19 protein-coding genes are annotated in these 21,072 nt (G+C 43.4%); 9 read left to right on the forward strand and 10 right to left on the reverse strand.

What is annotated here, in order from left to right:
* Nucleotides 1-7: 7 nt before the first annotated feature.
* The 9 genes from ACKWCA_RS21355 to ACKWCA_RS21395 all read right to left on the reverse strand — a co-directional run bounded on the left by ACKWCA_RS21355 (nucleotide 8) and on the right by ACKWCA_RS21395 (nucleotide 11,280).
* Complete coding sequence (locus ACKWCA_RS21355; protein WP_413980281.1) at nucleotides 8-778, reverse strand: M48 family metalloprotease; 771 nt, start codon at nucleotides 776-778, stop codon at nucleotides 8-10.
* A 60-nt stretch (nucleotides 779-838) separates the two neighbouring features.
* Complete coding sequence (locus tag ACKWCA_RS21360) at nucleotides 839-1,579, reverse strand: M15 family metallopeptidase (protein WP_413980282.1); 741 nt, start codon at nucleotides 1,577-1,579, stop codon at nucleotides 839-841.
* A gap of 128 nt (nucleotides 1,580-1,707) precedes the next feature.
* On the reverse strand, nucleotides 1,708-2,847 hold the full coding sequence (locus ACKWCA_RS21365) for a gliding motility-associated C-terminal domain-containing protein (RefSeq protein WP_413980283.1): 1,140 nt from the start codon (nucleotides 2,845-2,847) through the stop codon (nucleotides 1,708-1,710).
* Nucleotides 2,848-2,859: 12 nt separating this feature from the next.
* A complete protein-coding gene (locus tag ACKWCA_RS21370) occupies nucleotides 2,860-3,621 on the reverse strand; it encodes a hypothetical protein (protein ID WP_413980284.1) in 762 nt (253 codons plus the stop codon).
* A gap of 5 nt (nucleotides 3,622-3,626) precedes the next feature.
* On the reverse strand, nucleotides 3,627-4,592 hold the full coding sequence (locus ACKWCA_RS21375; protein ID WP_413980285.1) for a hypothetical protein: 966 nt from the start codon (nucleotides 4,590-4,592) through the stop codon (nucleotides 3,627-3,629).
* Nucleotides 4,593-4,800: 208 nt separating this feature from the next.
* The gene (locus ACKWCA_RS21380) at nucleotides 4,801-5,496 is read right to left on the reverse strand and encodes a hypothetical protein (protein ID WP_413980286.1); all 696 of its coding nucleotides are present in this window, start codon (nucleotides 5,494-5,496) and stop codon (nucleotides 4,801-4,803) included.
* Nucleotides 5,497-5,544: 48 nt separating this feature from the next.
* Nucleotides 5,545-6,465, reverse strand: coding sequence for a hypothetical protein (locus ACKWCA_RS21385; RefSeq protein WP_413980287.1), 921 nt, complete (start codon nucleotides 6,463-6,465; stop codon nucleotides 5,545-5,547).
* Between the two features lie 158 nt (nucleotides 6,466-6,623).
* Entirely contained in the window at nucleotides 6,624-7,772 is a 1,149-nt protein-coding gene (locus tag ACKWCA_RS21390; protein ID WP_413980288.1) for a gliding motility-associated C-terminal domain-containing protein, read from the reverse strand.
* A 10-nt stretch (nucleotides 7,773-7,782) separates the two neighbouring features.
* A complete protein-coding gene (locus tag ACKWCA_RS21395) occupies nucleotides 7,783-11,280 on the reverse strand; it encodes a beta strand repeat-containing protein (protein ID WP_413980289.1) in 3,498 nt (1,165 codons plus the stop codon).
* Between the two features lie 311 nt (nucleotides 11,281-11,591).
* On the opposite strand from ACKWCA_RS21395, the gene ACKWCA_RS21400 reads away from it, so the two are divergent.
* The 6 genes from ACKWCA_RS21400 to ACKWCA_RS21425 all read left to right on the forward strand — a co-directional run bounded on the left by ACKWCA_RS21400 (nucleotide 11,592) and on the right by ACKWCA_RS21425 (nucleotide 17,171).
* A complete protein-coding gene (locus ACKWCA_RS21400; RefSeq protein ID WP_413980290.1) occupies nucleotides 11,592-12,344 on the forward strand; it encodes a carboxypeptidase-like regulatory domain-containing protein in 753 nt (250 codons plus the stop codon).
* On the forward strand, nucleotides 12,331-13,119 hold the full coding sequence (locus ACKWCA_RS21405) for a carboxypeptidase-like regulatory domain-containing protein (RefSeq protein ID WP_413980291.1): 789 nt from the start codon (nucleotides 12,331-12,333) through the stop codon (nucleotides 13,117-13,119). Before ACKWCA_RS21400 ends, ACKWCA_RS21405 begins: the two co-directional genes overlap by 14 nt.
* A 199-nt stretch (nucleotides 13,120-13,318) precedes the next feature.
* Nucleotides 13,319-13,825: a DUF6702 family protein gene (locus tag ACKWCA_RS21410; protein WP_413980292.1), complete on the forward strand. Its 507-nt coding sequence runs from the start codon at nucleotides 13,319-13,321 to the stop codon at nucleotides 13,823-13,825.
* A gap of 62 nt (nucleotides 13,826-13,887) precedes the next feature.
* On the forward strand, nucleotides 13,888-16,188 hold the full coding sequence (locus ACKWCA_RS21415; protein WP_413980293.1) for a M1 family metallopeptidase: 2,301 nt from the start codon (nucleotides 13,888-13,890) through the stop codon (nucleotides 16,186-16,188).
* 82 nt (nucleotides 16,189-16,270) lie between these two features.
* Nucleotides 16,271-16,597, forward strand: coding sequence for a Sec-independent protein translocase subunit TatA/TatB (locus ACKWCA_RS21420; RefSeq protein WP_413980294.1), 327 nt, complete (start codon nucleotides 16,271-16,273; stop codon nucleotides 16,595-16,597).
* Between the two features lies 1 nt (nucleotide 16,598).
* Complete coding sequence (locus ACKWCA_RS21425; RefSeq protein ID WP_413980295.1) at nucleotides 16,599-17,171, forward strand: phosphatase PAP2 family protein; 573 nt, start codon at nucleotides 16,599-16,601, stop codon at nucleotides 17,169-17,171.
* Here ACKWCA_RS21425 and ACKWCA_RS21430 read toward each other — a convergent pair.
* Nucleotides 17,137-17,778 (reverse strand): O-methyltransferase, encoded by a 642-nt coding sequence (locus ACKWCA_RS21430; RefSeq protein ID WP_413980296.1) that lies wholly within the window; start codon nucleotides 17,776-17,778, stop codon nucleotides 17,137-17,139. The genes ACKWCA_RS21425 and ACKWCA_RS21430 overlap by 35 nt on opposite strands.
* A gap of 67 nt (nucleotides 17,779-17,845) precedes the next feature.
* On the opposite strand from ACKWCA_RS21430, the gene ACKWCA_RS21435 reads away from it, so the two are divergent.
* From ACKWCA_RS21435 to ACKWCA_RS21445, 3 genes are all read left to right on the forward strand, one after another.
* Nucleotides 17,846-18,304 carry a GNAT family N-acetyltransferase gene (locus ACKWCA_RS21435; RefSeq protein ID WP_413980297.1) on the forward strand — a complete coding sequence of 153 codons (459 nt, stop codon included), beginning with the start codon at nucleotides 17,846-17,848 and terminating at the stop codon, nucleotides 18,302-18,304.
* 50 nt (nucleotides 18,305-18,354) lie between these two features.
* Complete coding sequence (kynU, locus tag ACKWCA_RS21440; RefSeq protein WP_413980298.1) at nucleotides 18,355-19,623, forward strand: kynureninase; 1,269 nt, start codon at nucleotides 18,355-18,357, stop codon at nucleotides 19,621-19,623.
* A 302-nt stretch (nucleotides 19,624-19,925) separates the two neighbouring features.
* Nucleotides 19,926-20,960 (forward strand): M12 family metallopeptidase, encoded by a 1,035-nt coding sequence (locus ACKWCA_RS21445; RefSeq protein ID WP_413980299.1) that lies wholly within the window; start codon nucleotides 19,926-19,928, stop codon nucleotides 20,958-20,960.
* Nucleotides 20,961-21,072: the final 112 nt, after the last annotated feature.

The raw sequence follows: 21,072 nt of genomic DNA on the forward strand, positions 1-21,072 counted from the left end.
ATTAACATTATTGCTGACCGCGGTATTTGGCGATGGATTCCTTTATTTTTTGAATGCGATTCTCTGGATCCGGATGCGTACTTTGAAATTCCGGCACGCGATTGGGTCCGGCGGCGGTCTTCAGAATTTGCATTACTTTGATCATTTCATTTGGGTCATAACCCGATCGCATCATGATCAAGACCCCTAAATCATCACTTTCTAGCTCATCTCCCCTTCCATTTTTAAGTAGGGTGTTTTGACCGATTCCACCAACAACATTGCCAATATCCCCAGCACCTACGGTAGCCCCCATGGTGGCCGTTCTCCAAAATTCGCTAGAAGCGATTCTCTCCGCGGAATGCCGACCAATTACATGACCTATTTCATGGCCCAAAACCCCGGCAAGTTGTGCCTCATTTAACTGTGAAAACAAAGCGTAGGTAATAAAACATTGGCCACCAGGTAGGGCAAAAGCATTGATCGTACGGTCATCTGCCAACAAGTGAAAATCGTATTTATAGGGTGTCTCTCTGGCAAGACTATTCTGAACCAGTTTATTGCCTACCGCATCGACGAAGGATTGCAGACGTTCGTCCGGGTAGAGTCCTCCGTGCTGTTGCGCCATCTGCGGAGCACTTTCAAGACCGATGGCAATCTCTTGATCAGCATTCATGGTGATATGCTGTGATCTGCCGGTATACGGGTTTTCTTCGGTATTGTTACACTTTTTGACGAAGGCGAATGCGACGATTGCCAAGCCGATAAAGATCCGGATTTTCCAGCTTCCTCTTCTCATGATGACTAGTGTTTAGTTAGTCATGGAAGATACAAAAAGACTCAGAAATCAAAAGCGTTTTTAAAGAAGTTCTTTGTTGACCCCTAAAATGTTGTTCTGAATATAATTAGTGATAAACCCATTGGTAAAATGCTCACAACCGAGAAATTCTTCTTGTTGCAATAGTTGCATGATATTTTTTCGGCGAAATTCGGTCAACATAGGTACTGATATAGGCGCAAAACTATAGTGCCAAGGTTCGTATTTGAATCCCTTTCTCTTAGGGTCATTAGTATACACTAGATAAAAATCAAAGGTATTGGCATTCTCGTCCATCCATTTTTTAAAATCTTCATACGGTCCTCCGGATTCGAATTTTGATGGTAGCAGAACATCTCCTTCTACTTTGCGGTAGCCGTCGACGATATCCACATCGGTTCCCCAATGGTGCCGACTGGTGCCTGGTACTGTAGAATACTCGATAATCTTATCGATTGCTTCGAGTGGTTCCATACCGTTTTCTTGCGTATATCGTTCATATTTGCGCTCCCAAATGGCCTCTTGTCTGCCAAAATTACGATAGCTAGATACAATTTTAAGGTCAATACCATCACTATAGGCGGCCTTTTTCATTTCAACAAACGCGTCATGTGCTAAGGGCCTAAGGTTGATTCCTTTACCGACCAATTCGATATCGGTTTTTCCCATTAGCTCTAGTATGGAGTACTCGAAGTCTTTGTTCGATGAAAAGGAAATGTTCGGGGCAAGGGCCAAGGTAAACCCCGATATACCCGTTTTTTTAATGAATGATCTACGTTTCATAAATGTTAATTTCGTTCACTGGTCACCTATACAAAACGCGAGCAAAGGTATTGTATTATATGGATACCGTTTTAAAGGTAAATAAATATTACCGGAGATGGAAAAATGGGACCTCAACCGCGGTATGGTTACTCGTTGATGTACAGATATCCCTGATGGGAGGTATCGAGGTCTTTCAGTTCAATGACGTAAAAATAGAGGCCAATAGGAAGGTTTTTGCTTTTTCTTAGTGCTACGTCGGTATTATTTTTTCCATTAAAGTCGTTGCGATAATTTTCGTCAATATAGACCGCTCGGCCCCAGCGATTAAATATTTTAAGCAGGTTATTTGGAGACTGCTCCACTGCTGGTATGACCAGATAGTCGTTGATACCGTCATTATTCAAGGTAATTAAATAATTGTCGCGTAACGGTTTCATTGGGTTGGTATTTCTTCCGAAAGTCAGAATGGGATATACTGCGAGATCGAAGTAGTCGGAAACCATTCTGCCGAAAGCCATATCCCCATTTTGTGCAGCAATGCCCAGATCATGCCATTCTTTTTTACCAACATGCCAACCTACTATGGTTAGCTGTTCAATGCGATCAACGAAGTTGCCGATAGTACTCCGGTCATCCCATTGGATCTCTACCTTACCGGAGGAGATACCTTTCAAATGCCAGAACTCGGCAGTACTGACGGCCTGTACATTATCGCCTAGAATTTGGGTGTCAAAGTTATCAATCAGGATTTTGGGTGTATTGGGATTTTCAAAGAAATAGGCACATGTAGCGGTTATGGAGTCGTTTGCTAACTCTAGCTGAAGGGGTCGAAGGCGTTCCGTATCTCCTACAGGAAATAGAAACTGCTGTTTTTCGACCATCGCGGCGTAACCATCTACCTTGGCGGCGTCACGTTGACCGGAATAGATAGCTTCCTCTAAGAAGTCGGTGGTCACATCCGGTATAGCTCTAGGAGTTGTAATCGTGCCGTCGATAAAATTGAGATGCCTCTCGATTCCTATCCCTACTTCAAGGAAAAGATCTTGTCTCACCATGACCTCCAGATCATTAAAAACAGGACGAAACGCTCCGGAAATGGATGTGCTGGTGCCATTGAAAAATCCCGCTAAACCTAAGTTTTCATCGAAGGAACCATTATTGATAAGGTTGGAATGAAAACCAATAGCCCCGTTCTCGTGTATCTTGAGATTTCCCAGGTTGTGAAGGGATTCCTGGGCCCCAATGACTTGACTAAACAGTGCGAGTACAATTGGTAGTTTTTTCATGGCTATTGGTTATCAATTCGACACGGAAGTCACAATGGTCATCTTTTCTACAGCGATCAAGGAAATAGGAGAAAGGCTCGTTATGGTAGGAGTGTTCATGACCCGATTGTCGTCTTGAAGTGTGGTAAAGGTGTACATAGGATCCGTACCTGGTGCAGTATCGACCAAAACGGTTGTGGTTGCTATCGTTTGTTCCAAGAAAGCTCCACCGTCCGATCCAACGGTAATCGAATTATTGGCATTTGTTGAGACTACGTTGGCCGTCGAGGTACTGCCTGATTCGCTTGTATAGGTAAGGATACCTGAGCCATTGTCTTGGGTCAGATTGGTTTCGGTTTCCGTATTAGAACCCCCTCCATTGCTTAAGATGATACTGGTTCCGTTTTTGGAGAGCAATTGAATCTCGTTAGCCGTATCAAGATCCAGGGTGATAGGAACGTTCGTTATATTGTTCCATTCCGGTGTAATAACCGCATTGTTCACTGAAAAAAGAGTATCGTTTAAAAGTAGCCCATTACCTGCCGCGTTGGTGGTGTCGTCATCGCCGTCGAGGAGGTCTGATGCTAGTACTATCGGTTCTGCCCATCCATTTCCATTGAAGAGCATGACTTTTTTTTCCGTGCTATTATATAATAGTGACCCTTCGATGGCATTAACGATAGTGCTGGTCTCCGCTGTAGTTGCGTGGGTCAAACCCAATAGTAGGTTTCCATCTATCTGTGCTTTGCAGATAAGTGGTAGTGCCAAGAGAACAACAAGAATTGTTTTTTTCATTTGTACTATAAATCAAGGACCGTAAACATGAATTCTGAATTGAATCTTGCCCTATTTGAACCTCCATTATCGTTATCTCCAATAATGACCTCAAAACTTGTTGTGGTCTGATTGGAGTACGATATGCCTGGATCATCGTTTCCAGCGCCTCCTCTTCCCGGTTGGGTGAGTTGAATGATGTAATCAGCATCTGAAACCAGACCTGCGGGGAGGTTTACCCGATAATATCCGTTACCGGCAAGCTTGGTGACGGTTATACCGGTTGTAGCTTTGGTAACTGCTCCATTTGCCGCAATTTTTCCGTAGGCTCTAATGGGTTGCGATGACCAGGTGGTTCCTGTCATAGTCGCTATGAGCACTTGTCCTGCCGTCCCTGCCGTATCATTCTCGTCCCATAGTTGCCCTTCCAATTCTAGGATTTCGTTGATTTGAACACTGGTGGAACCTGAGTTTTCGTCGAAACGAATGGCTTCAATACCTCCGACACTAAAAGCTATCTCATCGTCCGCAGGGCTGAACATGCCCGTATTGGAATCACTGGTAAATCTATAAGAAGGTTCTACTAAGCTACCGTTGGAATTGCGAATACCTTGAGATCGAACAGCGCCGGTCACTTCTAATTTGCTCGAGGGGGCATTTGTACCGACCCCTAAGCGATTATTCGTGTCGTCCCAGAACAGTTCGGTATGATCTTCATTTGGTCGACCGTCGGCCGCAGCAAAAAAAAGAGATCCACTCGTTCCCTCATGAATCACCTCCTGCCAAGCAGTTCCATCCCAAACCGATGTGATCCGCTGATTTGGATCAGTGGTGTCAAACCACACATCACCTTCTATCGGGCTAGTTGGGGCACTAGTGCCGGTGGTCACTATATTGTTCTTTACGGTGATGATATTGCCCTTATTGTCAATAACGGTTTCTTCCTGAGCTGTAACTCTTACACACCCAGAGAGGGCCAATAAGATTACCATCAAATTTTTTAAAGTAGCTATGTTGCAGGAATCTGACATTACAATGATTGATCCAGGGTGTGATCGATTTGTTTTGAACCCTGAAGAATAAGATGCAAAGAGGGTCGCATAGGCCGTTTCTTGAAATCCGGAATGTATTTAAGCGTACGAGACGGACGCCTAAATACCTTCCTTTGTATGTACACTTTTGAGCTTCTTACAGTACCTTTTACTTGACATACTGTACTTCAATGATATCTCCGGCATATACCGTCCAGTCATTGGGAACGACCGTATTGGGTACAAGGGTAACCGTAGAAGCAGAAACGGTATAGTCGACATTTGAAATTAGTTTCGCACCGTTTCTATATACCCATACTTGGCTAAATGCAGGTAAGACAGGGCTTCCGGTCAAGGGATAAGAGACCTGTGCGGCAGCCGCTGTAAAGCTTTCCTGTCCGCTTTGTAGCAAATCAGAGGCCAATAGTTTCTTTGTGGCTCCTGTGGCTTCATCCCGAACAAGGATAGTATAGCCGGTGCCCGTTCCATGATTTGATTCGGTGGTGGCATCGGTTGAAGGCAGTTCCGTGGTAACCAGTTCAATACCGTCTAGGCCGAAAACGTTGCCATTTGCGTCGATAAAAGTATCGTCGGTCAATGTGCCACCCAATTGCCAGGTTGTGGTGGTCACATCTGCTGTCGTATTCGATAACATCGTGATACCATTTTTAGATTGGAGGTACTTAATGGTACCCTTATTGTCAATGACCTTGACCGATCCACCTAGATTGGTAACTCCCGGCTGAATATCGGCTTCTTTTGCCGAGTCTCCCGCTGTTTGTTGGGCAGTCGTGATGCCAAAAGTCATTAAGGCAATGGCAAACATGCCTGTTTTTACAAATTTTTGATACGTTAAGATTTTCATGATAAAGGGATTTGATTTAATTATTACTATTCTTATTTGAAAGGTTCATTAATAAAATTGTACGATTCTGATTTCGTCATTTTGAAAACAGACCACCGGATTCTCGAGTTCGATGGTCGTATCATCGACTACAGTAAAACCTAGCTTAATGCCATTACGATAGACATTTAGTTTTTTTGAGTTGGAAATGGTCAATGGTGGTGTGAATCGGTTTTGGCTGTCATTTGCAAGGATAACGACCTCCTCTTGTTGTACCAATCCGGATATGGATGATTTTCTTAGGACTCCACTTGTTTCATCCACCATTACTATAGAGTTGGTCGGGTCCGTGTTTTCTTCTAGACCACGGATAGCCAATGTGTAGTTGGCATCTGTTGTGATTTCGGTTGCCCTGGTCAAGGAACCACCGAGCTCCATGTTGCCCGCACCTTTGGTGAGTCCGTTTGTAGCATTGACAGTCTGTAGGATCCAAGTGGTGCCGTCGTATGCATAAATCGTACCGGTGTTGCGGTCTACATAAAGTGTCCCTCTGACCGGATTAGGAGCTGTAATGGCACTGGGCACTCCACCACCGTTCGAAATCTGGGAGGGAAGAGGGATCCAAGTCGTTCCATCCCATAAGTTCACTGACGAATCCATATCGTTGAACCAAATATCACCTGTATTAGGGTTTAAAGGAGCAGTGGCAGCTGTCGTAACCAACGCTCGTGAATGGCAAAGACTTTTCCATGCTGCTCCTTTAAAAATGAAAAGACATTCCTCATCCGTATTATAGACCATCGCCCCTTCCAATGGAACAAGTACATTCATTTGGTTTGTGGTCATTCGGGTAGGTACGAATACTTTAGTCGAACTTTCGAGCTCCAAAATAGAAGAGCCATCGATAGTATTGATGTTATCACCTACCTTGACTTGGGCCCATGCGCTATATGCGGATAGTAAAAGCAAAGTCCATAAAAGTTGTTTCATAAGTATCGGTCAATGAATGCCGAAAGTAGGATGGAATAGGAGAATTACACAGTAAATGTTGTGAATTTGTAAGAAAAGTATGTATTTATGTGTATTTTTGTTGTAAGAAAAAAAGCATAAGACAATCAAATACGCTTTTGAAGCCCGGTAGTGTGGGTTTAGCGCGTTAAATAGAGGAATCCCTGAAAATCCAACTTTAGATCTCTCATTTCAACAACAAAGAAGTAGACCCCAGTAGGTAACCCTTTTTCTTTGCCCATCACAATGGTGCCCGTATTGGCAAAGCCACGAAACTCGTCGGTATAGTTTTCCATTTCAAAAACCTTCAATCCGAAACGATCAAAAATTTGAAGGGAGTTATTAGGTGACTGCTCCAGTTCGGGAATGACCAGGGAGTCATTGTTTCCGTCACCATTGGCAGTCACTAGGTAATTGTCTATGCTAATTAGCTCTTGGGGCGCGCCTAGGGTGCTTGCCAAGGTCAGAATTTCATACTCATCGGGTACGAAACTCGACGAACTCACGAATCCTTGGGTGATATCACCGACTGAAGGGGCACCTGCCAGGGATTCCCATTGATTGGTGGCCTTGCTCCAGCCCACAACGATCAAGGCAAGGGGGTCATCAGTGAGTAGCGGTATGGCGCTTCGTTCGTTCCAGCTTAATTGCACGGTCGAAGGAATGTTTCCCTCCAAACGCCAAAATTCCGTCGCGCTTACCAAATCAACATCTTCTCCTTTCGAAGCCGTATTAAAAGAAGGGAAGGTAGACGGACTATTGGCACTTTCAAAAAAATAGGCGCATTTGGCCAACTGATTGAGCTCCGCGGAGGTCAAGACGAGTGGACTTAATTGAACGGCATCACCCACAGGGAATATGAAATTTTGCTTATTGGTAATGGCCGCATAGCCATCAACTTTACTGACATTACTACTATTGGTCGGCGCGGCATCGAAAAGATAGTTCAAATAGCTATCGGTAAAGGTTCTTGGTGTTTCAAAATTTCCCGTGATGAAGTTGGTGGTGTTGAAGGTGTTGATGCCCGTTTGCAATACCACGTTATTAGGGTTTGCGATTTCCAAATCAAAGAAGGTAGGTGCAAAGGCACCCGATACGGTTAATTGTGTATCTCCGTAAAACCCTACCAATCCTAGATTATCATCTAAGATGCCATCATTGATGAGGTTGGTATGTAGCCCTACTTGCCCACCTGTATGTACCTCTAGATTGCCAATATTGTATAGGGCGGTTTGGGCGTTTATCCAAGCGCTACAACCTATTGCTATATAACCGATATATTTCCTCAAATCGATGCGATTAGTTGTTTTTTAACAGGGTTTTAATCTCCTCAAGATCTCTTTTCAACGATTGTAATTCTTCCGATAAGTTCTGGTTTTCAGATTGTAGTGTTTTGATTTTATGCTCCTGTTCGATGGTATGCAAAAAGAGCTCCTCGATCTTTTCAAGGTTTTGAATATTGGATTCGCTAATATTCCACACACCTTCCTCTTGAACCTGTTGGGCCGATTTGATCCCCGGTAGGTGTTTGTATCTTTTTACAAAAGCTTCGATTTCTTTTAAGCTTTTGAATTCGTAATCAGCTTTTAGCTTCGAATTTCCTGAAAAATAGTGTTGAAATACATAATCAGGAACTTGTATAGTTGTATTGTTTGAGATGAAATCTCCTTCGGCCCTAATATTTCCAAATACATGTAATTTTTCGGCTATGGTACTGGTAAGATCACCGATTCCAACATTTCCTGTTGCGTCTATTTCCAACCTTTCAGCACCTGTAGTAGAAAATGCCAATCGATCGTCGTCTTCCCGGTACATTCCTGTATCCAAATCATCTTCAAATGTATAACTTGGGGCAGCCGCATCGCCAATACTATTTTTAATAATCCCCTCTGTTTTTATATTGCCATACACGTGCAATTTTTCATCAATTGTGTTGGCCTCGTCGCCAATACCTACATTCCCTGCTGCATTTATTTCCAACCTTTCGGTGCCAGTTGTAGAGAACGCCAGCCGATTTTCTCCTGCACGCCACATACCGGTGTCTGTATCATCATTGGTGTAAAACCCATAACTAGGTTCGCCCTCACTTCCAGGGGAGGCAGCAAATCCATTTCTTGCCCGAATTTGACCATTTACATCTAGTTTGTCTGTTGATAGTGCAGGAATAGCGGTTGTGCCCGGATCATTATCAAAAGTCCCAATTCCGATATTTCCCCCTGCCGCTGAACTATTGAAAACTAAGGTTTGCCCCATAAGGTCATAAGTTCTATCTTCTGTATCTTGGGTTAAATTGTCTGTGGCAAGATTGGTTCCACCTGTAGGTAACTCTTCCCAACCAATAGTTTCGCCGTTAGGGCTGGTAACCAAGATTTGCTTTTTCTGATCGTCGGGATCCGTCGATAGAGGCTCGGCAGGTTTGACCCTTATCACGTCATCGTCTGCATCCGTGGTTTCGTTATCAAATACCTCAAGGGTACTTCCATCAAGTTGTATTGAAGAATTAACCGTAGTCCCATTTCCGTATAGTAGATCGACTTTATCACCAGCAACATCAAGTTTTAACGACTGTGGTTTTGAAGAAATATAAACCCCCGTCGATGGATCGTCCGTGTCCGGTTTCCAAGTCACGATATCCCATTCGCTTGTTCCCGTGGCTAAACCTGAGGGAGCTGCCCATTCCACTGGGCCTGCATCTCCACCCGATATCAATACCTGCCCTGGATCTCCAAATCCATTGCTCGCTTCTAGCGCTCTGTATAATTTGACATCCCCATTGTTGTATATAGTAAAGGCCTTGTCAGTATCCAATATAGGGTTGGAATCATCATTACCCGTATTTTGTAAAAAATGGAAATCCCCTCTTCCGGACGTAGCCGTGCGTTCGTATACCAAGGAGCCCTTGCCATAGCTGTCAAAGCGCTCAACACCAAATAACATACCTACTGCTGAAGGGGTTGCCGCAAGTTCGGTGCCCCTATTGTGTATTTGCAGGGGGTACGCCAATTGCCCATTTAGGTTTTCTAAAATCTGAATTTTGGCTTCCGTAGATTTATTTTGGGTAAAACCATCTAACCCAACGAACAGGGCACCCGTGTCAAAACGCGCCTCGGGATCCCAAAGGAGTCCACCATTCTCGCTCACCACCGGTTCACCTGAATCCGCATCCGCAAAGAAAATATGATTCGCGGTACCTGTAGGAGTTGCAGACGACCCTAGTTCCCAACCTCCATCGGTTTCAGGTCCGTCTCCATCGAGATCGTTATTCCATCGGATAATCTGACCGTCAGTGTTCGCGCCATTTGGTGCAAATTTATCCAAGGTTAAGGAGCCGTTTGCAATATCTAAATCGATCTCGTTGTTATCTGTGTCATCCGTTACGGTGATGATTCCGGGTGTGCTTCCTGAGTTGATGCTTTTGAAAGGCAAGTTGGCCCCAATCTTGGCTAAGGTTATTCCTACTCCGCCAGTTCCTCCATTTGTAGCAGTATTGGCTTCTCCACCTCCAGTTGAAAAGGGTTGCCATTCAACCCCTCCCGTGTCCGTCGTAATCAAAACTTGATCCGCTACCGGATCAAGTGCAGCGGCTGGTAGTATCATAGAAGTCTCAATTGTGTTTGGCGAAATGGTTAGTTCACCGTTGTTGGCAAGCGTTGCATCCCCTGAAACAACAACTTGTTGCGGCTCGTCGGAAGCGTTTCCGATTAAAATATTCCCGTTGGTTAATGTACCTCCGCCCGTTACCGCCGCGTCTACATAGGCCTTGGTCGCCGCATCTTGAGCCTCTACCGGAGTACCTATGTTTTTTATCAAGGCAGCTCCACCATCGTTGCCTTCCGCTAAGACTTCAGAAAGATCTTGGGTGCCCGTACTACTTCCTGCCAAGGCGTCCAAGTTCACCACTCCAGGGTTTCCGCCTTCAATATTAATGGTGAGGTCATTCGTAGTTTCATTGAAGGTAACCGGACCGATATTCTGATCATCTGTTCCTCCGTCGGGTATTAAAGGACCGATATCTATCGTACCAGCCGTGTCGCTCAGTCCGATGACCGTACCGTTGAGGGTCAGATTTTGAATCTCATTGGAGGCACTCTGATCGTTGTCCGCGGCGATATCGTCTGCGTTGTCCTGAATGGCATCGAGTAAAGGGGTTTCATCATAAAAGGCACCATTGTCGGTGCCAACCTGTAGGGCATTGTCTCCATCAGCACTGACTACATTGGCACTGGTGATATAGCCAACATCATTGGCAAAGGCACTTACCCCAATATTCACGTTATCCAATTCCTCTGGACCCACTGAATTTTCGCGTAGTTCAAAGCTTGTAATGACATTTTCATCAAATTTGCCGGCTCCAATGGATGTATCCGCAATATCTAGGGTGCCATTGATACTTCCGTCTCGAATTTGTTCGGTTGTAATACTATTTTGTGCTACCTCCAAGTTGTTTCCGGTACCGGTCGGGGTAATGACTATAGTGCTAAAATCATTAATAATGGGATCTGCCGTAAGCATACCGCCAGTACCACTACCGCCACCACCGATATTTACCCATTGGTCTCCATCGTAGTAATGAACGCTTTCCGTATCAATGTTATAGACCAAAGCCCCTGGTAAGGGAACAATTGCGTCCATCTGAATAGTGTTCACCCGTGTAATGACCAACACTTTTTCCGTACTCTCCAATTCCAATATGGAAGTCACATCCAGGATATCCGGATTGTTCCCGATTTTCACCTGAGCCTTAACCAGGTGAACCATACAAATACCGAAAAAAAGTAGGAAGACAATTCGTTTCATAATCTAAAAGCGGTGTTAAGGGTTACCGTTGGTAACAAAATTAAAACTATCAAGCCACATACCTAATTTTAATAGGCGAAATACAACTTATCAAGACAACTGGGTCTAATCTTCGTTGAACTACCGAAATCGGTTAAAATTCGTTTCCTAGTACCTACGGTTATGTTTTCAATTTGGATGACCACCGACGAATTAACAAAAGTTTAGTGGCAGCCGTTTTTTTAAGAACCAAACTTATATTTTCTTTATGAACTATATGACAGAGTTTTGGAATACGGAATATCCATAAAACTTCAGTAACTTAAGAACATATGAGGTCAGTTTTACCCTACTTGTTGATTTTTCTTTTTGGTACGCTCTGCTGGTCACAGGATGATGGGAGACGTATATTGAGGGGGCAAGTGCTGTACAGGAATACCATTGTACCGAATGAAAACGTTATCAATGCCACCAGTGAAATGGCTACTATTACCAATAGTAGAGGTGAATTCGCCATCATGGTCAAGCAGGGTGACGAATTGGTCTTCACGGCAGTGAATTATCAGCTAAGGGTAGTGACCATTACCGATGCCATTCTCGAAAATAACCGCTTGGTAGTAGAGGTGAACGAGAAAATCACCGAATTGGATGAGGTCATCGTCACCCCGGATCAGCAAGAGCGGTTCATTCAACTCAAGAACAAAATACTCAAAGAAGAATTTGTATATGAAACGGACAGGTCTACGGAGGTCGAGAACATCGCTTTTTCCGATGCAGAGCGCGGTATGCGGAATGGACTGAACTTTGTAGGTATCTACAAGGCCTTGGCCAAGATCATCAAAAAGGACAAGGAAGAGGAAAAGGCCCCTCTAAAGATGAGCGAGGTGCTAAGACAGGTGTATGATGATGAATTTTTTGTGCTCGATTTACAGGTTCCACAAGATAAAATAGAAGCTTTTCTTTTTTATTGTGATGCGCAGATGCCCGCGCAATCCTTGTTAAAGAAAGACAACGAATTTCAGTTGATCGATTTTTTGGTAACCCATAGTAAAACATTCCTTCAAGAGATAAATGCTGAAAAATAGACTTCTTTTCATAGCGTTTTTATCTTTTTCGGCTTTTTCGACTGCTCAGAACTTTTTTTCAAGACAACTGGAGGGTAAGGTGTCCAGTGCAGATGGCGATGTCGCCGCGACCCATGTGTTGAACACGACGACTAAGAAAGCTACCATTACCGATATCGATGGGTACTTTTCCATCAAGGCAAATTTGAACGATACCCTGGTCTTTTCGGCGGTACAGTACAAGAAGAAAGAGCTGGTCATCACTACGGCCATTTTAGCGCAGAAGCTGGTACGCGTTTCTTTGGAGGAATCACTGACGGTGCTCGATGAAGTTGTTGTGACGCCCTATAACCTTTCAGGTAATATTGCAAAAGATCTGCAGGTCATCAAAACCGAAAAAGTGGTTACGGCCCACACCGTTGGGTTGCCCAATGCCTATGCTAGGGTTCCGTCAAAAGCTGAACGAGAACTATTTGAAGCCACAACCGGTGCAGGAATCATTCCTCTCAACCCTATTCTAAACGGTATAAGTGGTCGTACCAAGATGTTGAAGAAACGAATAGCTCGAAATAAGCTGTATTCCAGAACAGAACGGGTGAAGGAGTTTTATCCTGATTCCATCTTTCGGACCGAACTGAACATACCTGAAAACAAAATAGATGATCTGCTCTATTTCTGTGAAGTGGATTCCGCTTTTCAGACCATTGTGGATACCCATGATCGATTGAAGATATGGGACTTTATAAAATCAAAAAGTGTTGCTTACCGCAAAAATAATGAGATGGACCCCAATTGATTCCGACGTTCCGATGACCTGTAATTGGGTAAGTGTAGTTTACGATCGACCTGCAGAACTGGGCACCGGAAAAAATGAAAACGACTGACTTTCGAAACATTTTTTCTGATGTTGATCGAATCGTTTGTAAAGACTATCATGCCGATTGATTCATAACTGGCACGCGATTTGTTTATTTTTGTTCCTCTAAAAAGATACTATGCATCATTTAAAGAAATGTTTCCTCTTGGTGTTCTTGCCTTTACTTGCATTTACCACCGTGCATAAATTTTATGTTAGCGTTACCAATGTCGGATACTCCGAAAAAGAAGATGCCTTACAGATTACTTCCCGGGTGTTTATCGATGATATGGATGCCGTTATGAAAGAACGTTATGATATCTATACGGAATTGGACACGGAACGGGAATCGCCCCTAGCTGAGGAGTATTTGGAAAAATACCTGCGGACCAAGTTCGTAGTAGAGGTGAACGGAGAACCCCGAACCTATGACTACATCGGCAAGAAATATGACAATGATGTTGTCATATTTTATCTCGAAATACCTCAGTTAAAGTATCCGGAAGTAAGCAGCATCCAGATACAAAATGAGATGCTTACCGACCTTTTCGATGACCAACAAAACATTGTTCACTTCAAAATCGATGGGAAGAAGAAGAGTTTTGTGCTCATGAAGGAGAATACTAAAGGAGTGTTAAACTTGTAACATTTCTTAACAATTTCTTGAAAAAACTTTACTTTTCGAATTACTACTAATTAAATAAGAAAATGACGAAACTCAAGTATTGTTTGGCGTCCCTACTGTTTGTTTTCACGGCAGTACTGAGCGCTCAAGAAGAAGAAAAAGTAAAAGAACCTGGGCATACCAATCAGAGCAAGTTCCAACAGTTATATGAAGAATTTGCGACTCCGAACACCTTTCGCTCTGCATCCGGAGCCCCTGGTCCGGATTACTACCAACAGCAAGCGGATTATGTAATGGATATCGAGCTTGATGATGCGAATCATAAAATTTATGGTGAGGAAACGATTACGTACACCAATAATTCTCCGGATGATCTAGAATACCTTTGGGTGCAATTAGATCAGAACATTCGAACAAAAGACTCCAAAGCCCGATTGAAAAACGGTGGGGGAGTACCTTTGGCCGAGCAGCCCGGATCTTTTGCCAGCAAATATATGGGCGAACCTTTTGATGGCGGTTTTGTCATCGAAGAAGTAAAGGATGCCGCTGGAAAACCGCTGTCGCATACTGTTAACTTTACCATGATGCGCGTCAATTTGCCTACTCCTCTAAAAAGCAAGGAAAAGGTGTCGTTTTCAATCAAATGGAATTTCAATATTCCGGATCATACGGTAAATCGGGCCCGTTCAGGATACGAGGAATTCGCGGATGGCCATCGCGCCTATGTCATCGCTCAATTTTTTCCACGAATGGCGGTTTATAATGATGTCGAAGGATGGCAGAACCATCAATTTTGGGGCAATGGCGAATTCGCGTTGAATTTCGGAAACTATGATGTGAATATTACCGTACCTGCCGATCACGTCTTAGATGCAACCGGAACCCTCCAAAACAGAAAGGAAGTCTTTACAAAAGACATGATGAAGCGCTATGAGAAGGCAAAAAAATCATACGACAAGCCGGTAATCATTGTGACACAAGAAGAGGCGGAAGAAGCTTCAAAAGAAGCTTCCCAGAAGAAAAAAACCTGGAAGTTTAGAGCGGAGAATGTACGCGACTACGGTTTTGCAACGTCAAGAAGGTTCATTTGGGACATGCAGGCGGTAAAAATGGGAAACAAGGATGTTATGGCGGTTTCATTATACCCCAAAGAGGGAAACCCCCTGTGGGAAGAGTATTCTACAAAGGCAGTCGCCCATACCTTGAAATCTTATTCTAGTCACACTTTTGATTATCCATATCCCAAAGCAATCTCGGTACATGCCAAAAACCAAGGAATGGAGTACCCGATGATTTGTTGGAACTACGGTCGTCCGAATCCCGATGGAACGTATTCAGACCGTGTAAAATATGGAATGATAAGTGTTATTATTCATGAGGTCGGTCATAATTTTTTCCCGATGATCGTGAATTCCGATGAACGCCAATGGGGCTGGATGGATGAAGGTCTAGATACTTTTATGCAATATATGGCCGAACAGGAATTCGGAGAAGCATATCCTGAAGCAGTGGCACCTAATGACGCGTATCCTTCCCGAAGGGGCGCACCATCGAAGATAGTTCCTTATATGAGTGGAGATCAGAGTACGATTTCACCAATCATGAGCAATCCTGAAAATGTATTTCAACTCGGACCGAACGCTTACGCCAAGCCTGCGACCGCTTTGAATATCCTTAGGGAAACGGTGATGGGACGCGAATTGTTTGATCACGCGTTCAAGACCTATTCCCAACGCTGGAAATTTAAGCATCCGACACCCGAGGACTTTTTTAGAACGATGGAAGATGCTTCTGCCGTTGATTTGGACTGGTATTGGAGAGGGTGGTTCTATACGACCGATTATGTGGATATAGGCGTTAAGGGCATCAAAAAGTACTATGTGACGAACAAACCCACTAAGAAAATGGAGGAATATATGGCGGCTCGTAACCTGACCGAAGCTGATTTACCTCCACTGGTATACTTGGCCGAAGAAGGCAGCGAGGATTTTGATGAGAGTATGAAAGGAAAGGCACCATCGGAAAGCTCACAGACCTTAAAAGAGTTTATGATGGACAATATGACCGCCGCTGAACGTGCCAACGTAAAAGAGCCTAAGTATTTTTATGAGGTTACCTATGATAAGCCAGGCGGTATTCCAATGCCGTTGATTGTAGAGTATACCTATGCAGATGGCTCAAAGGAGAACATTACCTATCCACCGGAGATTTGGAGAAAGAACGATAAGGAAGTCAGTGTAGTCTTGTCTTCAGAAAAAGAATTGACCGGAATCATCATCGATCCAAAGGCCGAAACGGCTGATATCGATACCACCAATAACGGCTGGCCAAGAAAAGAAGAAAAGTCCGATTTTGACCAAATGAAAGAAAAAATCAAAGGTTAGAAAACCGGTTTTTACAATTCAAAGCCCCGTATTTCACGGGGCTTTTTTCATGGGGTATGTAAACTTCATTATATTTGTATCTATGTTTTTGACGCATTTTTTATTTATCAGCGGAGCCGAGATATTCTTTATTATGTTTATCGTGGTCATGGTTTTTGGGGCCGATAAGATACCGGGAATAGCAAAGGGTCTTGGAAAAGGCATGCGCCAGCTGAAAGATGCGACGGAAGATATTAAACAAGAGATTCAAAAGAGCGCGGACAAACAAGGCATCGATACTAGTTTCGTTTCGGATATCAAAAAAGATATCGATGAGGTAAAGGAAAACATGACCTCAGGTCTGACCAAAGAAATCGGTGAAGTCAAAGATGGGGTCGAAAAGATTACGGGCACCATCAAAAGAGACTGAAATGCTTGAACGATTGTTGGAATGGGATAGGGATACCTTTATCTATCTGAACAATTTAGGGGTCGATGAATATGATTGGTTTTGGACGACCATCACCAACTTTCCGACTTGGATACCACTTTTCATTTTTTTTATTGTTGCCATCTTTCTAAAGTATCCCAGAAAGGAAGCGTTTTATATTTTGCTGACCGTGGCCCTATTGATCGTTTTCATTTCGGTGGCTACTGATTTGACCAAAAACTATTTCGCCCGATTGAGACCCAATAATGATGCGACGGTGAATACCCTGATCCGTATTCTGAAAAATCCTGGAACTTACAGTTTCTTTTCAGGCCATGCGGCCAGCTCCTTTTCAATTACGACACTCGTATTCCTCTTTTTAAGAAAACGCTTCAAGTGGGCCTGGTTCTTTTACATTTGGCCGTTACTTTTTGCCACCAGTCGAATTTTTGTGGGAGTCCATTATCCATTGGATATTATCGTGGGCACCTTGGTCGGTATTTTGACAGCACTGTTGTTTTATAAATCGTATACCGCAATTATCGTACCCTACAGAGGGTTAAACCATCCCTAATCGGTAATAACACTGTTTCTACCCGTGGGTCTTCCTTCAGTTTTCGGTTATAGTTCAGCAGTATTGGGGTTACCTTGTCCTTAGGATCCAATGGGGTCACTACCTTCCCTGACCATAAGACATTGTCGGACAAAATGATACTGCCACTGGTCGTCCTTTGTAGTACTGCTTCGAAATAGGCGTCATAACTCAGTTTTTCGGCATCGATAAACACAAGGTCGAAAACTTGTTCTAAACGGGGAATTATCTCTAGGGCATCCCCCAGGTGTTGTACAATTTGTTCACCAAAGCCGCTTTGGTCGAAATAACGGCGTTGCATATCGGTAAGTTCTGGGTTGATGTCGATGGTATGTAACATTCCGGTTTTTCGAAGCCCTTCGGCCAAGCAAAGGGCCGAATAACCCGTGTATGTGCCTATTTCCAGTATATATTTAGGGTTGATGAGTTTTGAGAGTATGCTTAATACTCTTCCCTGAAAATGCCCGGTGATCATACGCGGACGAACCACTTTCAAGTGGGTTTCGCGGGTAAGCTCTTGAAGTAGTTTGGGCTCGGCTTCGGAATGTTCTTGAATATAGGTTTCCAAAACCTCGGATAGAAAATGCATTGCTCTATTTTTTTGTAAATATATAGTACTTTAGGCGTATTGTCTATCAAAAGTAAGCAGTGAACCTATGGAAGAATTTCTCGTAAGAGCGGCCACGAGTGAAGATTTAAAAACCCTTCTGAAGTTTGAACAAGGGGTGATTCTTGCGGAAAGGCCCTTTGATACCACTTTGGCCGAAGATCCGATAACCTATTATGACCTTGACGAGCTTATTCATTCTGAAGATGCCCAAGTTATTGTGGTGACCTATGATACCAAAATAGTTGCATCCGGTTATGCCCTGAAAAAGCGGGCAAGACCTTATTTAGACCATGAGTTTTACTCGTATCTTGGTTTTATGTATACGCACCCTGATTATAGAGGAAAGGGACTCAATGCCCTTGTTATCAAGGAACTCAAAATATGGTCAACGGAAAAGGGATTGAACGAAATTCGTTTGACTGTATACGATGGTAATATGCCAGCAATCAAGGCGTATGAAAAGATAGGATTCAGAAAGCATATTATTGAGATGAGATTGGCGTAGACCATAGCAAGATCTCATGCCTTTGTCGTATTTTTGGGAAAAATCATGCTATGGATTTTCAGAATACCTTGGAATATGCGCAACAATTAGATCAGGCAGATGAGTTAAGAGCATATCGCGATGCCTTTAACTTTCCAAAAATCGACGGAAAACAGGTCATTTATTTCACAGGAAACTCGTTAGGACTACAACCTAAAAATACGCAACACTATATCGATGAGGTGATGACCGATTGGGCCGAACTTGCCGTTGAAGGTCATTTTCATGCGGAAAAACCCTGGTGGGATTACCACGAACGACTTGCAGCACCCCTGGCCAAAGTAGTAGGGGCAAAAAAAGAAGAAGTATCCGTTATGAATACACTGACGGTGAACCTACACTTCTTGATGGTCTCGTTTTACAGACCCACGGCAAAACGATTCAAGATTATCTGTGAAGAAAAGGCCTTTCCTTCGGATCAATATATGTTTCAGAGTCAGGTGAAGTTTCATGGGTTGAATCCCGAGGAGGTCATCGTTGAAGTGCAGAAACGAGAGGGTGAGCATAGTTGGAGAACCGCGGATATTCTAGAGAAAATCAATGAGGTAGGTGACGAATTGGCTTTGGTGCTTATCGGTGGCGTGAACTACTATAACGGACAGGTCTTTGATATGGAGACCATTACTGAGGCTGCCAAATCCGTTGGTGCCAAGGTCGGTTGGGATTTGGCGCATGCCGTAGGAAACATTGATTTACAACTTCATGACTGGGGAGTCGATTTTGCAGCTTGGTGCAGTTACAAATATATGAACAGCGGTCCGGGTAACGCGTCAGGGATCTTTGTGCATGAGAAATATTTGAACCGGAAGGACGTACCCCGTTTTGAAGGTTGGTGGGGAACTAAGAAGGAAACCCGCTTTTTGATGAAGCCCGAATTCGAACCCATGCATAACGCAGATGCTTGGCAGGTCAGTAATCCTCCCGTTTTGAGCTTAGCCCCGTATTTGGCCTCTTTAAAAATGTTCGAAGAAGTAGGAATGGAAGCCTTGATCACAAAAAGGGAAAAACTCACGGCTTATTTAGAGTTCATTCTGCAGGAAGTGGAGCGTTATACGAAAGGTAAGTTCGAAATCATTACCCCAAAAGATCGTGGATGCCAACTATCCGTTTTTTTACACGGGTATGGGAAACCGTTGTTCAATTTTTTAATGAAAAATGGAGTCGTTGTCGATTGGCGTGAACCCAATGTCATTCGGCTAGCTCCGGCACCTTTTTATTGTTCCTATGAAGATATGTATCGTTTTGGATGCATATTAGAGGAGGGCATTCACCAAAATTAAAGTACACATCAATTAACAAGACACCGGTTTCCTGTAAGTGATTTCGGTTATTTTCCGATAACTTTTATCGAAATCTGCGTTTAGCATACAGTTTGGTGTTCGCTAAAAAGCATCCAAAACTTTTCCTCCTTTTCCAATCGATCTAAGACCGGATTCTATACGTATCTATTTATAGAAAGTGAACAGGTCATTGTGCTGTCCTTTTAAGACCCTCCCGATTTTAGATACATCTAGGTAATTCTTGGATTACTGAAAATTTTAACCCCAAAATTAAGATGATTATGAACCCTAAAATCGAAAGAATGCAGTGTACAACAAAGAGAAACCATCTGTTGCCATTAGTACTGGCAATTTTTTTATGCCTCGCAGCATGTAATAAAGATGATGAAGCACTAGAGCGTAATGACCCCGAAACGTCACAAGAGCTTGACGAAGAATCAAAGTTTATTACGAAGTACTTTTTAGGCGATGCCGTAAAAGTGCAACTAGAGGATGACGGCACCTATAGTTTAGCCGGTAGTGATGCACGCCTATTTGAAAATCAACTGTCCGATACCGCCGATGCGTACGAAGAGAACCCTGAACCCGTCGATAGTCGTGCTGCACTGGCCCTCGGTGGCGGTATTCGAAAATGGACGAATAGTACTGTGGTGTATCGCATTTCGGGTCTGAGCTCCACAGTAAGATCGGAACTTCAAAAATCCTTCAATGAGTGGACGAGTAAAACCAATGTCCGTTTCAAGAAATGGACCAATGAATCCAATTATGTGACTATTTCCTCGTCTGGGTCAAATAGTAATTCTGGTGTTGCCACCTTGGGAATGAATGGTTCTAGAGGTTTCATTCGCTTGGGTACCCGGGCCACGGCAGTTGTCATCATCCATGAAATAGGGCATACATTGGGCTATATTCATGAGCAGAACCGAAGGGACCGGGATAATTTCATTCGTATCAATTTTGATAATATTCAAAACAATGCGAAGGATCAATTTTATAAGAGTAATTCGGCAACTTTGGTGACGAATCAATTTGATGTCAACTCTACGATGATGTATGGTAGCTATACTTTCAGCAAAAATGGGCGCCCCACAATTACGGACTTAAATGGCAATGTACTGCCAAGACGACAGGCGCAATTATCCACCTTGGATGTTCGAGGTACCAATTCAATTTACCCAAAAAAAGGCGGTGATACAGGAGGTACAACGGATGCCTGTGATGGAGTAGCACCTTGGTCTCCAAATCAAAGATACTTCGTAGGAGATCGTGTTACCTATAGAGGCTACTTGTTTGAAAGGGACTTCACCAGATGGAATTTTATAAAGCAATGTGGATAAGTGCTAAAGTCTAGATGGATTGGTGATTGGCCAATACCAAAAAAAGGCGATATAAAATGCAATGAAGGCCGTCAAAAGACGGTCTTTATTGTTTTATTGCCGAAGGTTGGGA

It is taken from the genome of Maribacter corallii (genome assembly GCF_047345415.1).
Lineage (GTDB): Bacteria > Bacteroidota > Bacteroidia > Flavobacteriales > Flavobacteriaceae > Maribacter_C.